Below are 14,417 nucleotides of genomic sequence, written 5' to 3'. Positions count from 1 at the left end.
ACAGAAAATGAAGGTGGTAATGCGCAGCATTATGCTGGTGGTACTTTTGTTAACAACAACGTATGCATTCAGTGAACAAAGTGAAACCGATGCTAGGGAAGCCTATATAAGGGCAAACTACACGAAATACGAATACCAAATTCCAATGCGTGATGGCGTAAAACTGTTTACGTCGGTCTATGTGCCAAACGATAGAACAAACGCTTACCCTTTTATGATGCAGCGTACGCCTTATCGCGTTGCTCCTTATGGTGTAAGTAAGTATAAAAAGCGCTTGGGGCCGAGCGAAGCTTTCGAAAAGGAAGGTTTTATTTTTGTGTTCCAAGATGTGCGCGGCAAATTCATGTCTGAAGGAGAGTTTGTCAATATGCGTCCTCAAGACGCTTATAAGCGTGGTAAAGATGCGATGGATGATGCTACTGATACCTATGACACTATTGAGTGGCTTGTAAAAAATGTTGAAGGCAATAACGGTAAAGTGGGGATGTGGGGCACATCGTATCCTGGCTATTACACGTCAGTCGCCTCTATAAATAGTCACCCCTCGCTGAAGGCTATTTCTCCACAAGCGCCAATTGCAGATTGGTTCTTTGATGACTTCCATCGAAATGGGGCGTTTGTAACCCCAATGGCATTCATATTTTTCGACACGTTCGATAAGCAGCGTGATGGTACGTTTGCGTATTGGCCTGAAGGAATGAAGTCAGAGACACCAGATGGCTATCAATTTTTTAAAAATTTAGGGCCGCTTTCCAATGTTAACGACAAGTACTTTCACGGTGAACGACCATTTTGGAATGAAGTCATTCAACACCCTAATTATGACGACTATTGGAAGTCACGAGATGTATTGCAACACTTATCTAAAACCAAGCCTGCGACGCTGGTTGTTGGCGGTTGGTACGACACCGAAGATCTATACGGCCCGCTTTACACCTACCAAACCATGTCACACAACAACAAAAAAGATCATGTAAAGCTGGTGATGGGGCCTTGGTATCACGGTCAATGGCAGAGTGAAAAAGGTGGAACCGAACTCGGTGAAGCGCATTTCGGATTTGACACCAGCGCTTGGTTTCAAAAAGACGTGTTATTGCCGTTCTTCAAGCAACACTTGAAAGGTGCCAATGATGCAAACATTGCCACTGCAACTATGTTTGAAACGGGGAGTAATCGTTGGCGTCATTTTGATGTCTGGCCACCCAAAGATACATCTCAAAAAACGTTGTTCTTAGCAGGAGAGGAAAAGCTGGTTGAAAATGCAAATAACACCGGAAGCAGCGAATATGTGAGTGATCCGAACAAACCCGTTCCACACTCTGCTAAAATTAGCCGCGGGTGGGATAGACCCTATATGGTCGAAGATCAGAGGTTTGCAGCGAGAAGACCTGATGTGCTGGTATTCGAAACAGAAATACTAGAAAATGACCTCACTATCGCTGGCGCCATAGACCTAGATTTGTGGTTTTCAACAAACAAATCTGCTGCCGATGTGGTCGTAAAACTGGTCGATGTTTTTCCGTCTGTTGATGACAATGTCAATAAGGCGGATATGGAGAAAGGTAATCGCCATGAGTTGGTGCGTTGGGGCGTGTTACGCGGTCGTTTTAGAGAAAATATGAGTAAACCAAAGGCGTTTGTTCCAAATCAACCCACGGAAATTGGTTTTGAACTTTACGATGTATTACATACATTTAAACGAGGTCATAAGATACAAATTCAAATACAAAGTAGCATGTTTCCGTTTCTTGACTTAAACCCGCAAAATTATGTTGAAAACATTTTCAACGCTAAAGAAAGCGATTTCACCAGAGCATTCCACACGATTTATCACAATGACGAGCATCAGAGTTCGATAAGCTTCAACGTGCTGTAAGTCTAATTTATTCAAAAGTAAAAAAAGCCCTGTTTAAACAGGGCTTTTGCTTTGTCTATGTTAGTGAGGTTTATAGTTGCTCGCTACTTCCATTATTTGTTCACGCATCCACATATGAGCGTGATCGTGATCGGCACTTACATGCCAATAAAGAAAATACTCTACAGGTGGTAAATCAAAAGGGACCTCGTACAAAGCAAGATCGTAGTGCTTAGCGAGGTGAAACGGCAGACACGCAATAAGGTCTGTCTTTACTATTGTACTTGGTACGGTTAAGAAGTGCTGACCTCGCATCACTTCCTTTCGTCTTTTGCCCATTTTATCTAATGCAATGTCTATTGGACCCACACCCGATTTACGTTGCGATACGTTAATATGACCTAATCGTAGGAAGGTATCTAGATTAAGCCCGTTTTTGAGCGCTGGGTGATTTTTCCGTGCTAACACAACAAGTCTGTCTTGGGCGATTTTTTCTTTACACAGGTGTGGGTCGGTAAATGTCGATGCATCTGAGTAAAAGTCCAAGGTGCCCGATGCCATTGCCGACACAACTTGGCTTCTAGGAATCTCGTAGTTGGTTAACCCGATATTTGGCGCCAAATTCTGCAAACGTGAAATGAGTCGAGGCATAATGCTTACTTCAAGCAAATCACGACTGGCAAAATTGAAGGACTTCTCGGCAGTAAGAGGATCGAACGTATGGCTTTCTTGAACACTTCTGCGCAACAACGCTAAGGCTTGACGCGCTGGCACAATGATATTTTGTGCAACAGGGGTAGGTGTCATGCTGTGACCAGTGCGCACAAACAGAGGGTCGTTGAGCATTTCCCTTAGTCGGGCAAGGGAATTGCTCACAGCCGGTTGAGTAATACACAAGACATCTGCTGCCTTGGTTAAGCTCCCTGCCGTATAAATGGCGTCGAATACTGCAAAAAGGTTCAAATCGATTCTATTGAGATTCATAACTAATCCTTTAAGAGCGAGTGCCCTAAAAAAAGCCAATAGATGAAGAGGCGCTAGTTTGTATCACGGTGCTTATAATCAAAAGTTGTGATCCAATGCTACATAGCATCTACGAAAAATTTACGTTAGTGTAACAAGAATATTTATAAATACCTATTATTAAAAGTTAATTGAAACATTCAAGGTAATAATAGTAGTTTTATCGTTAATAAATGGAGATTGGACTGAAAAATGAAAACACTTTTAGACTTAGCTATTGGCGATACCTTAGAACAACCTGAATGGCTGACGGTTACGCAGAGCATGATCGATCAGTTTGCAGACGCTACTGGCGATCACCAGTGGATACATTTAGATACTGCGCGCTGTGAAAAAGAGAGTCCGTTTAACACTACTATCGCTCATGGCTTTTTGACCGCCAGCCTTATGCCTAAAGCATTTGCTGAAGTAATCGCACCAAGTGAACATATTGCTTCTATGATTAATTATGGCATTGATAAGCTACGCTTTCTTGAACCAGTAAAAAGTAATGATGCCGTTAAATACCAATTCAAACTTGTCGAAATCAGTGAAAAGGCACAAGGGAAGCTTTATAAAGTAGAAGCAAGTTGCCTACTTAAATCGAGTGGGAATCCTGCGCTAATAGGTGGCTTTCTCATGCTTGCGGTGCTTAAGCCTTAACAGATTGATGTACGTAATAATAGTGGCATACGGACTTGTAGAGCATATTACCGAATGTGTACTTATGTACATGTTCTACGCCGTTCTCTAGTTAACATGCCGCACCAAGTATTATAGAAACATGGTGCCACAAAATGAAAAAGCCTGAGATGCTGGCGTTTGTTGACCTTTGATGTATGACAAAGATCAGCAGAGCCTCGTTTAGCAATCGTCAGGCTTTTACCTACACGGTCAAACCTTGTCGGCAAGACCTAGTTGAACAGAAACGGCTTAGTTAGACGCTTCCTCAGCACCTTCTTCAATAGCTTGTCCAGCACTTTGAATATCTTTACCAGCGCCTTCAACTGTGGCACAACCACCTAAGCTACCAAAACTTGCTGCGAGTACAAGTACTAAAAAAGCGTGTTTACGTGTTTTTGAATTTAACATTTCCATTTGTATCTCCGTTAGTTTCATTCTTCTGCGGGTTCCTCAGGATTATCACCCGCTTTCACATCAGACTGCTCAGTTGATGAATTTGTATTACCTTTACTTGGACTACTCTCATCTTGCTTTTTAAGCATGCTATTGAGCTTATCTCCCCCTTTGGCATTGAAATCCAATGTTCTGATAGGGAAAGGGATGAGAATGTCGTTAGCTTCCAATACGGTTTTAACGGTGTTGATTGCGTCGTGGCGCACTACCATAAATCCAGGCTCTCCTGGGTATCTAATCCAAAACCATAACAACAAGTTAATGCTCGAATCGCCAAAAGATTCTGCGTAAACCGCAGTTTCTTCCTTCTTAATGACATAGTCTTTTTCATTCATGGCATCAGTGATGACTTTGGCGGCTTCTTCTATGTCGTCGGCATACGAGATGCCTACAGGTACTTCTATTCTTCGATAACCAAGATACGAGTAGTTGGTTAATATATTTCGGAAAAGTATTTTGTTAGGTATCACTTCAAGTTGACCATAAAAGGTTTCAACAAGTGTATTCCTGAGGTTTATTTCTTTCACATTGCCGAAAACACCTTCAGCCTCAATAACATCGCCAATTTCAAATGGCTTCCTAATCCCCATAGCTACGCCAGCGATAAAATTTTCTGTCATATCCTGAAACGCGAAGCCAATTGCCAACCCTACAATCCCTGCACCTGCAAGTAACGAGGTGACAGTGCCTTTAAGGCCAACAAAATCTAGGGCGATAAAGATCCCAGCTACTAGAATGATCGATTTAATAATAGAGGTAAGGAGGCCAGCAATTTGTCGTGACTCAAACGTTCTGCGCATGAGCTTACCGACTACGTTGCCAATAACTTTTGCGACAATGCCAAAGGCTATTGCAATCAAAAATGCTACAACGATGTTAGGAAGAAGCGTTATCGCGCCTTCTATCCAAGATTCTAACTTTTCGCTTAGAAGTTTATAAACCTCATCTATTTTTGGAAACTCCATAGACCCCACATACCTTCATTTGACGTATTTCTAATGTTTCAAAAATCGTTCCTTTTTAGAATTTTAAATAACTGTTTGAAATTCAAGAGTTATATATGCTTTTGGATACAAGAGACGCTCGAACCATGTGAATAAATTTCTCGCGCTGGGAAACATGTTCTCAAAATGGACGTTACTCGTTTTTTCAACACCCACTTCACTTATCCGAAAAGGCATCTGGTCAGACCATGTGTAAAATTAATGTAAATATATTATTCACAATAAATTTACAAACATAAAGTTCAAGCATAATATCAAAGAGGTAGGTCATTATTTGCACTTGGCCTCGGACAATAACAACACGAAATCGAACAGCCTGTTGCTAGCGGAAAGTGTGGGTAGTAATGCCGGTAGTGATAAGCCCAGATTTGGAATCACACTATGAAATTTAAAACGCGTAAGACAGCAGTGGCCGCAATGGTCAGCACTGCTTTGTTCTGTTCTCCTTATATTGCATCAGCCCAAGAAGCAGACGTAGAAAGCGAGCAGGAAGCTAAGAAAGACGTTGAACTAATCCTTGTTACCGGAAGTTTTGTTCGCAGAAGCGAAAACTTCGAATCGCCATCACCTCTCGCCGTAGTCGATAGCGTTGCGATTGACGCAATCGGCGCCAAAAATATTGCTGATATTACACAGACACTCACCATCAACACGGGGGCAGAGAATAATCCAGATGCTTTCACGCAAAACGCGACAGCGGGTACATCGAACATCAACCTTCGCGGTTTGGGTGTAGCGTCTACGTTAGTTCTGCTTAACAACAAGCGCCAGGTCGTCACAGCACAACCAACTAACGAAGGTTTAAACTTTGTTGATACAAGTTCGCTTGTTCCAATGATTGCAATTGATCGCATGGAGGTAGTCAAAGACGGTGCCTCCGCACTGTATGGTTCTGACGCCGTTGCAGGGGTAGTTAACTTTATTACCAAGCGAAATTATGACGGAGCAATGGTAAGTCTTGATTATCAAGATGGCGCACACGGTGACAACAAAGAGTACATTTTGCAAGGCTTGTGGGGTGCGACTGGGGACAACGCAAGTGTTTTAGCGGCAATCAGCTACACTAACCGTTCGCCACTTTTTCTTAGCGATAGACGACTAAGCCGTCCTCAGGATGATACAAGTTCATTAGGTAACCCTGGTTCGTATTTTGTAAATGTCCCTGATGTGGGTGCAGTCCCATTCAGAGATCCTTATGGCTGTGAAGAGTTTGGTGGTTCTGTTATTGTACCTCCGACACTCACAGATTTTGCGTCAATTGGTGCAGGCTTCTGTGGCTTCGATTTCGGTAAGTTTTATTCATACGTTGCCGATGAAAGTCGTACAAATGCATACGTACGTTCAGACTATGAGTTTGATAACGATATTACATGGTCGGCCGAATTTAGTTTAGCAAGAAACCGTGCAGAACGTGGTGGTGCGCCGAGCTTCCCGATTTTAACCTCACCCATTGTTCCGGACTATCATCCACAGAACCCATTTGGTCAGTCTGTCGCTTTCTTCGGAAGAGCTGAAGGGAATGGCTTTCCTGGTGACCCAGCTAATACCGAATCTGATACCTTTCGTTTTAGTACCAATTTACAAGGTGTGACAGATAACGGGTTTTGGGAAGTCAGCTATACACGAGCAGTGAATGATTTTGTCTTTAGTGTGCCCGATGTGTTGAATACCGAATTTCAACTTGCGCTATATGGTTTAGGTGGTTCCAATTGTGATCCAATCGCTGGGACACCTGGTGAAGGCAATTGCGAATTTTTCAACCCGTTTGCAACTTCTTACACTAGCGCCCCTAATTCAGATTATGTAGTGAGTTCATTTACTGGAAGACAAATCATCGATTCCAAAGCGGATCTTGAAGTATTTGAGGCATTTACTTCGTTCGACGTGTTCGAACTGGGCGGTGGTTTTGCAGCTTTAGCACTGGGTGTTCAGTATCGTGAAAACCAACTACAACAAGACTACGATGAACTTTCTAACCAAGATAGTTTCACATTCGTTATAGGTAACCCTGATATTGATGGCAGCCAAGACGTGTGGGCGGCGTTCGGTGAGCTTGCACTACCAATTAATGACGAGCTAGATGTTCAGTTAGCTGTTCGTTATGAAGATTACGGTGGTACCATAGGAAGTACGGTAGATCCCAAGTTAGCGATATCTTGGCGTGCAACTGATGAGTTCTCACTGCGCGGCTCGATATCTACATCGTTTAGAGCGCCAACAGTATTCTTGGCTCAAGGTGGTGCAACGTCGTTGCAGCAGCTAATAGATCCCGTTCAAGGCGCGACTGCTTTCGTTGCTGTTAGAACATCAGGTAATGAAGAGCTAAAACCTGAAGAGTCGACGGCATACAATATTGGCTTCTCCTACGAGCCTTTCAGAGACTTTTCTGTCGAAGTTGACTATTGGAACTTCGAGTTTGAAGATTTGATCATTCAAGAGAATGCGCAGGCGGTATTAAATGATGACCCGACTAATCCTGAGCGCGTCATCCGTGCTGGTGACCCGGTTACTGGCCCTGTTCTCCAAGTGAATAACACCTACGTTAACGCCAGTTCGTTGGAAACGTCGGGTTTCGATTTTGTAACCAGCTATAAAATAGAGACAGACTTTGGCAATTTTACGCCCACATTGAATGCGACGTACATTACTAAGTATGACTTGATGGATCCCCAAGCTGGTAACATTGATGGCGCTGGACGCCGTAACTTCAATAACATTGGTGTGTCTTCACCTGAGTTGCGCGCGAATTTAGGACTGGCTTGGCAAAATGATATACATGCAGCCAATATTTTCCTTCGCTACATCTCATCATATGATGATGATCAAAATTGCGCGGACGGTACTGCAAACGTGGGTGGTTGTTCAGGTGGTTTTTATGAGGTGGATAGTCACTTAACGGTTGATGCTCAATATAATATCGACATAGGCGGTTTATACGACACTGAGCAAAGCTATGTATTGACGTTAGGTGCAATTAACATGTTCGACGAAGAGCCACCACAGCTATTCACTAACAGCGGCTTTGACTCAAAGGTTCATGATCCAAGAGGTCGTCAAATCTATGCGCGTTTAGCTATTGAGTTCTAATCTGTTAATAAGTTAGAAGTATAGCCACCCTTTGACTATAAAAGTTGAAGGGTGGCTTTGCTTGTAAACCTTAGCCTCCACTCCTCTTTGTTATTTTGTCTCCATTTTCTTTTAATGTTAATCCAATCGATTAAAGTATCCCGTAGTAGGTCAAAAAGTCTTTTACGTAATAATTAGTGATTGAAGGAAAGAAGAATGGCGACGAAGCTGTCTAAAAATGAAATTAACGAAAGATTGAACGCGCTTAATGAATTGGTTTCTGATGGCGTACTATGGGAACAAAGTGGGGACACAATTAAAAAAACATTCACGTTCAAGAGCTTTATCCGGGCTTTTGGATGGATGTCCCAAATTGCAATTTGGGCGGAAAAGTTAAAGCATCACCCAGAGTGGTTCAATGTATATAATAAAGTAGAGGTTACGTTAACTACGCACGATGATGGAGGGCTAACTGAATTAGACTTTGCGTTGGCTGAAAAAATGGAAAAATTCAAATAGCTCAAATCATCGCAGGGAAAAAGAGGGGGAATACCAGTCAATTCGTATTAACATTGCTCATGTTGGTCAATTAAACCGCTAACAGTCAGAAAAATGAAATATTTCTCACCTTGGCACTTGTGTTAGCAAAGTCCCTATGTATAATACGCACCACGTTGAAGCGAGGCATAACGTGAAGCCCTCTCAACAATAATTTTCTGGCGCGGGATGGAGCAGTCTGGTAGCTCGTCGGGCTCATAACCCGAAGGTCGTAGGTTCAAATCCTGCTCCCGCAACCACAGAAAATAACCAGAATTTCAAAGCATTGCGATTGCAAGCTTTACCGTACAAGCGCGGGATGGAGCAGTCTGGTAGCTCGTCGGGCTCATAACCCGAAGGTCGTAGGTTCAAATCCTGCTCCCGCAACCACATTGAAAACCAGAATTACAAAGCATTGCACTTGCACGCTTTACCGTACAGTCGCGGGATGGAGCAGTCTGGTAGCTCGTCGGGCTCATAACCCGAAGGTCGTAGGTTCAAATCCTGCTCCCGCAACCACATTTTAAACCCAGCTTATGCTGGGTTTTTTCTTTTCTAGCGAAAAATCACGATGGCACCTCGTAGTTTACGCGCTGGTTTGAATTACATGCTACGAAATAATTACCGCGTTTAATAAATGAGTGTGCTAAGTTGACTTCACGCCACCATTGAAAATTAGATAACTAGGTAGTTTGACCGCATTATGATCTCTCGTTTTTTTACTTTCGAAGAACATGGCACTTTAATCGAGGGCGCTTATCATCTCCCCTTGGTTATCCTATCGCTTATGGTGGCTGTATTTGCCTCATTTATGGCGTTTAATGTGGCAGGACAAGCCGCGGTCACGGAAGACAAACTTCGACGCAATGTTCTATTGGGCACTGGCAGCATCGCGCTTGGTGGTGGTATTTGGTCTATGCATTTTTTGGGTATGACAGCGTTTGATTTATGTCTGCCCGTAGGATATGACCCACTAATAACCAGTCTTTCTGCCGTTCCCGGAATTGCCGCAGCTTGGGTGGCCCTTCACATAATAACCAAAACCCGCATTAGCCTCGCTGAAATAATATTAGGTGGTGCGCTAGTAGGCGCCGGTATTGGCACCATGCACTATAGTGGTATGGCCGCTATGGAAATGGCATCGCTTCTTCGTTATGATCTTGGCATGTTTGCCCTTTCGATAGTGGTTGCGATATGTCTGGCAATGCTGTCGTTGTGGATTAAATTCGGCATTACAGCTGCAACGAAAAGTAAAAAGCTGTTAGGGAAACATGCATTGGGTGCAAGTATCGTTATGGGATTGGCTATTTCTGGTATGCACTATACGGGAATGGCGGCAGCAAGGTTCGTTCTACCACCTGGAATGGAAACCTCAGGTCAGTCGTCAGATATTGCCGTTTTTCTCGCTATTTCGATTGCTATTGTTACCTTGGTATTAATTACCATGGTCTTGGGCATTAGTCTTCTGTTCAAATATCGCGATGTAATGATGCGTGCAATAGAAAGTGAACGAATTCAAAGCGCTATTACTGATACTGCTGTCGATGCTATTCTCACGGTGAATGATAAAGGTATTATTAAAACCGCCAATCCCGCTGTTGAAGGCATCTATGGTTACACCCAGCAAGAAATAGTCGGTATGCACGCCACTGACGTAGTTCCTCCCGAAAGGCGTTATTTATATAGTGATGACTTCTTCAAACTGCGTGGCGCGTCAGCTGAGCAAATTATCGGCGCAGGAAGAGAAGTCTCAGTACTTCGTAAAGATGGTGAGCGAATACCTGTCCGCTTAGGTGTGGGACACACTAAAATTGATGGGAAGTCAGTTTTTGTTTCTTTCGCTTCTGACCTACGTAAACGCAAAGAGATGGAAGATGCGTTGCGCGAGAGTGAAGCCAAGTTTAGGAGCCTCATCTCAAACATTCCAGGTATGGCCTATCGCTGTCTAAATATGCCAGGGTGGCCCATGGTGTTTATTAGTGATGCTGTGATGGAAGTAACGGGCTATCCGCCCGAAGACTTTACTTTGCCTAATCCGAAACGTTCGTTTGCAGACCTTTACCATCCTGATGATGCAGAGCGCCTTTCATCTATTGCCCCTGAAGTATGCGCGTTCTCCTACGAATATCGAATTATCGCAAAATCCGGAGAGGTGAAATGGGTAACCGAACATGGGGTACAGGTTAAAGACGACGGTGGAATGGTTCTGTACGTCGACGGCTTTATATCTGACATTTCTCATCGAAAATCAATGGAAAATGAGCTAAAAGCTGCGAAGGAAAAAGCTGAGCAAGCTGCCGCTGCGCGTACTGCATTTCTTGCGAATATGAGTCACGAAATTAGAACACCAATGAATGCAATTATCGGGTTTAGCGACTTGATGTTGGGGGAATCGTTACGCGAAGAGCAGAAATCTCATCTAACCACGATAAATCGCTCTGCCCGATCGCTACTGCACCTTCTTAACGACATTCTTGATAGTGCAAAATTAGATAAAGGTAAGCTCGATCTAGATTATCGCGATTTTCTTATTCGCGAAGAATTGAATTTGGTTATTTCAACATTTTGGTTAGAAGCCAAGCGTAAGAAGGTTGGGCTTGTTCTCAATGTCGATGATTCGGTAGCTAATGGATACAGAGGAGTACCGGAGCGAATGCGACAGGTACTTAATAATCTTATAGGCAACGCCGTTAAATTCACTCACGAGGGTGAAGTGACCATCAACGTAAAAAATGATGAAAAGTTTGTGTATTTTGACGTGACAGATACCGGCATTGGTATGACGCAAGAGCAAGTAGAAAGGGTTTTTGACCCGTTCTCTCAAGCAGATGCATCCATGAGCCGAAAATATGGCGGTACTGGGCTGGGTACAACCATTTCCAAGCAGTTAGTAGAACTGATGGGCGGTAATATTTGTGCAACTAGCGAAATAGGCAAAGGAACGACCTTTAGTTTCAGACTTCCGCTAGAAGTTGTAGAAATCGATGACCATGAATCTAGTGATATCTCCTCGAAAGCCGCACGCATTGAAACGTCGTTAACTGTGCTTGTTGTTGACGATGTGCAGCAAAACCTTGAATTACTCTCTCTGCTGTTAAAGCGCGCCGGCCACAGCGTAGACACTGCAACAGATGGATTGATAGCGTTAGATAAAATGCAGACTAAGGCGTTCGATGTTGTATTAATGGATTTGCAGATGCCCAATTTAGATGGCTTGGAAGCAGCCAAAAAACGTCGAGAGTTTGAGAAAGAAAATAGCTTACCTGCTACGCCCATCATTGCTCTTACTGCGAGTGTTTTAGTGCAGGACAAACATGCTGCACAGCAGGCGGGAATGGAGGGCTTCGCCAACAAGCCCGTCGATTTTTCTCAATTGATGGTGGAAATTGCCCGCGTACTCAATATAGATACGCTTCAGACTGCATCAATGCCAGACACGTTAGAAACTAGTACCCCTGTGTCTACGCTTCACGTTGATAAAAACGTGTTGGATTTGAAAAAAGCCGTCGATTTATGGGGGAGTGAAGAGGCCATCTTACAAGAGGTGGATAAATTCTCTACTACCTGCAGGGACAAAGTCGACGACTTAATGGGAGCGGCAATTCGTGAAGACTATACAGCGGTTGCAACACTTTCACACGGTTTAAAAGGTACTTCGGGCAATCTTTGTTTAACGTCTTTTTATCATACAACCAAAGAGATAGAAGCTCGGGCTTTGAAATCAGAGGTGAATATTGAAGAAGTCAACCGTCTTCGTGATGCCTTAGATGAAATTGAATTGATGCTTAGCGAGTCGCCACTGTACGCCGAAAATGCCATTAATGAAAGTATCGACAATGCATTGCTGGTGAGTCATTTGGAAGCTATGCTCGATAGTGTAGAGCAAAACATGGTAGATGAAGGTGAGTTGTCATTTTTACGCGAATTTGGGTGTTCTAGTCACAAGGAACAGATAACTCAAATTCTCTTAGATATCGATGATTTTGAGTTCGAGCTGGCGCATGAGCGCATCTCTACATTGATAAAAGAATTAAAGTAGCCAAGAGATGCGGCATGTTGGAAATTGAAATAGAAAAACCTACTTTACTCCTTGTTGACGATGAGCCCGTAAACCTGCGGGTTTTAAAGCAGCTTCTCGCTAGTGACTACCAGTTAATTTTTGCCAGAAATGGTGAGGAAGCACTGAAACTAGCACAAACAAGGAAGCCTAATTTAATACTTCTAGACGTTATGATGCCAGGGCTTACTGGGTTTGAAGTGTGTCGTCAGCTTAAACAACTCTCAAGTACAAGGAACATCCCCGTTATATTCGTCACCGCCTTACACGATGAACACGAAGAAACGGAAGGTTTCGAAGCAGGTGCGGTGGACTACATTACCAAACCCATTTCTCCGGCCATTGTTAGAGCGCGGGTGAAAACCCACCTTAGTTTAGTGCAAGCTGACGAGTTACTTGAGAGCCGTTTACAAGTTGTACAGCGCTTAGGTAGAGCCGCGGAATATAAAGACAATGAGACGGGTATGCATGTCATGCGCATGAGCCATTATTCTAGAGAGCTAGCGCTAGCTTATGGCCTGACAGATAAACAAGCGGAAATTCTGCTTCATGCTGCGCCGATGCACGACATCGGAAAAATTGGTATTGCCGATAGTATAATGTTGAAACCAGGGAAGCTGACAGACGAAGAGTTTGCCACCATGAAGAAACATCCGGAGATTGGTGCAGAAATTATTGGTGATTGCGGCGATTCTTTGTTGTTGAAAGTTGCTAAATCAGTTTCGTTGACACATCACGAAAAGTGGGACGGCACGGGTTACCCTAAGGGCCTAGTCGGTGAAGAAATTCCTATTGAAGGGCGTATTTGTGCAATTGCCGATGTGTTCGATGCGCTTACTAGCAAACGGCCTTACAAAGACGCATGGAGTATCGAAAAAACTGTAGACTTTCTTCAAAATCAAAAAGGAAAGCATTTCGAACCCAAACTCGTCGATTTAATGATAGAAATTATGCCTAAAATTCTCGATATAAAAGCAACATTTCGAGACGAGGATTAGTCACTGGGTCTATTGGCTGTTGCTTAATGCGGCGCCTATACGTATAATGCGTCCATCAGGTGATGAGAGCGGGCTCCCTCAATAAAGGAAAGTAACGCACTTATCATTAGCAAGCTATCACCTATCGGTGGTTTTACCCATAAGTTTGCAGCTGCTCTAGTTGGCAGGTATGGGTTCAGAATTTTAATAAAAGCCCCGCTAGTCCGGGGCTTTTTGTTGTATTAAAACCTGGAGTCAGCCACGCTGAGCCGGGTGATGACAGGTGGGCTTTAGGCCCTTTTTTCGTTTTTGGAGGTTTGCATTGGCAAAACTTGAAGAGAAACTAACCGAAATGCTAGAGCCAGGTGTTGAAGCACTGGGGTTTGAGTTGGTTGGCATCGAGTTTGTACGAGCGGGGAAACATTCGATTCTTCGTGTTTTTATTGATCATGAAAACGGTATTACCGTAGATGATTGTGCAGATGTAAGTCATCAGGTTAGCGCAATTTTGGACGTTGAAGATCCAATTAGCACTGAATACAACTTGGAAGTGTCATCACCGGGTATGGACAGGCCGCTTTTCAAAGAGAAGCACTATATCGAGTCTGTGGGTGAAGTGGTTCAAATTCGTTTGTCTATGCCAATGGACGACAGACGTAATTTTAAAGGCAAAGTACTCGCGTGCGAAAATGGCATTGTAAGTATTGAAGTGGATGGCCAGCAGTTCCAGTTAGCTGTGGCGAATATCGAAAAAGGTAACGTTGTTCCCACGTTCGATTAAC

The 14,417-nt window shown here is 43.5% G+C and carries 10 protein-coding genes and 3 tRNA genes; 10 read left to right on the top strand and 3 right to left on the bottom strand.

What is annotated here, in order from left to right; translation table 11 throughout:
- The first annotated feature begins 7 nt into the window (after positions 1–7).
- Entirely contained in the window at positions 8–1,876 is a 1,869-nt protein-coding gene (locus V7R42_RS00845; protein WP_334018362.1) for a CocE/NonD family hydrolase, read from the top strand.
- A gap of 60 nt (positions 1,877–1,936) precedes the next feature.
- On the opposite strand, the gene V7R42_RS00840 is transcribed toward V7R42_RS00845, so the two are convergent.
- Positions 1,937–2,839 (bottom strand): LysR family transcriptional regulator, encoded by a 903-nt coding sequence (locus tag V7R42_RS00840; RefSeq protein ID WP_061094868.1) that lies wholly within the window; start codon positions 2,837–2,839, stop codon positions 1,937–1,939.
- Positions 2,840–3,070: 231 nt separating this feature from the next.
- Here V7R42_RS00840 and V7R42_RS00835 point away from each other — a divergent pair, with 231 nt between their 5' ends.
- A complete protein-coding gene (locus V7R42_RS00835) occupies positions 3,071–3,520 on the top strand; it encodes a MaoC/PaaZ C-terminal domain-containing protein (RefSeq protein WP_334018361.1) in 450 nt (149 codons plus the stop codon).
- Between the two features lie 270 nt (positions 3,521–3,790).
- Here the strand turns inward: V7R42_RS00835 and V7R42_RS00830 are convergent, their stop codons facing one another.
- Complete coding sequence (locus V7R42_RS00830) at positions 3,791–3,955, bottom strand: entericidin A/B family lipoprotein (protein WP_334018360.1); 165 nt, start codon at positions 3,953–3,955, stop codon at positions 3,791–3,793.
- Positions 3,956–3,972: 17 nt separating this feature from the next.
- Complete coding sequence (locus V7R42_RS00825) at positions 3,973–4,959, bottom strand: mechanosensitive ion channel family protein (RefSeq protein WP_334018359.1); 987 nt, start codon at positions 4,957–4,959, stop codon at positions 3,973–3,975.
- A 420-nt stretch (positions 4,960–5,379) separates the two neighbouring features.
- Between V7R42_RS00825 and V7R42_RS00820 the strand changes: the two genes are divergently transcribed.
- The 8 genes from V7R42_RS00820 (at position 5,380) to rimP (ending at position 14,416) form a co-directional block, all read left to right on the top strand.
- Complete coding sequence (locus V7R42_RS00820; RefSeq protein WP_334018358.1) at positions 5,380–8,085, top strand: TonB-dependent receptor; 2,706 nt, start codon at positions 5,380–5,382, stop codon at positions 8,083–8,085.
- 195 nt (positions 8,086–8,280) lie between these two features.
- The gene (locus V7R42_RS00815; protein ID WP_334018357.1) at positions 8,281–8,583 is read left to right on the top strand and encodes a 4a-hydroxytetrahydrobiopterin dehydratase; all 303 of its coding nucleotides are present in this window, start codon (positions 8,281–8,283) and stop codon (positions 8,581–8,583) included.
- A gap of 201 nt (positions 8,584–8,784) precedes the next feature.
- Positions 8,785–8,861, top strand: a tRNA-Met gene (locus V7R42_RS00810).
- A gap of 53 nt (positions 8,862–8,914) precedes the next feature.
- Positions 8,915–8,991 (top strand) — tRNA-Met (locus V7R42_RS00805).
- Positions 8,992–9,043: 52 nt separating this feature from the next.
- Positions 9,044–9,120: transfer RNA gene (locus V7R42_RS00800), tRNA-Met, on the top strand.
- A gap of 184 nt (positions 9,121–9,304) precedes the next feature.
- Positions 9,305–12,640, top strand: a complete 3,336-nt coding sequence (locus tag V7R42_RS00795) for an MHYT domain-containing protein (RefSeq protein WP_334018356.1) — start codon at positions 9,305–9,307, stop codon at positions 12,638–12,640.
- 14 nt (positions 12,641–12,654) lie between these two features.
- Positions 12,655–13,656, top strand: a complete 1,002-nt coding sequence (locus V7R42_RS00790; protein WP_334018355.1) for a response regulator — start codon at positions 12,655–12,657, stop codon at positions 13,654–13,656.
- 301 nt (positions 13,657–13,957) lie between these two features.
- Positions 13,958–14,416: a ribosome maturation factor RimP gene (gene rimP / locus V7R42_RS00785; RefSeq protein WP_014949254.1), complete on the top strand. Its 459-nt coding sequence runs from the start codon at positions 13,958–13,960 to the stop codon at positions 14,414–14,416.
- Position 14,417: the final 1 nt, after the last annotated feature.

This window comes from Alteromonas sp. S015, from assembly GCF_036864485.1.
Classification (GTDB): Bacteria; Pseudomonadota; Gammaproteobacteria; order Enterobacterales; family Alteromonadaceae; genus Alteromonas.
This window is presented reverse-complemented; position numbering and strand designations above follow the sequence as displayed.

Bases quoted from the DNA above. Each gene is read 5' to 3' on its own strand.
- V7R42_RS00825 (WP_334018359.1), bottom strand. From the start codon at position 4,959: ATGGAGTTTCCAAAAATAGATGAGGTTTATAAACTTCTAAGCGAAAAG.
- V7R42_RS00830 (WP_334018360.1), bottom strand. From the start codon at position 3,955: ATGGAAATGTTAAATTCAAAAACACGTAAACACGCTTTTTTAGTACTT.
- V7R42_RS00840 (WP_061094868.1), bottom strand. From the start codon at position 2,839: ATGAATCTCAATAGAATCGATTTGAACCTTTTTGCAGTATTCGACGCC.
- V7R42_RS00835 (WP_334018361.1), top strand. From the start codon at position 3,071: ATGAAAACACTTTTAGACTTAGCTATTGGCGATACCTTAGAACAACCT.
- V7R42_RS00815 (WP_334018357.1), top strand. From the start codon at position 8,281: ATGGCGACGAAGCTGTCTAAAAATGAAATTAACGAAAGATTGAACGCG.
- V7R42_RS00790 (WP_334018355.1), top strand. From the start codon at position 12,655: ATGTTGGAAATTGAAATAGAAAAACCTACTTTACTCCTTGTTGACGAT.
- V7R42_RS00795 (WP_334018356.1), top strand. From the start codon at position 9,305: ATGATCTCTCGTTTTTTTACTTTCGAAGAACATGGCACTTTAATCGAG.
- V7R42_RS00845 (WP_334018362.1), top strand. From the start codon at position 8: ATGAAGGTGGTAATGCGCAGCATTATGCTGGTGGTACTTTTGTTAACA.
- V7R42_RS00820 (WP_334018358.1), top strand. From the start codon at position 5,380: ATGAAATTTAAAACGCGTAAGACAGCAGTGGCCGCAATGGTCAGCACT.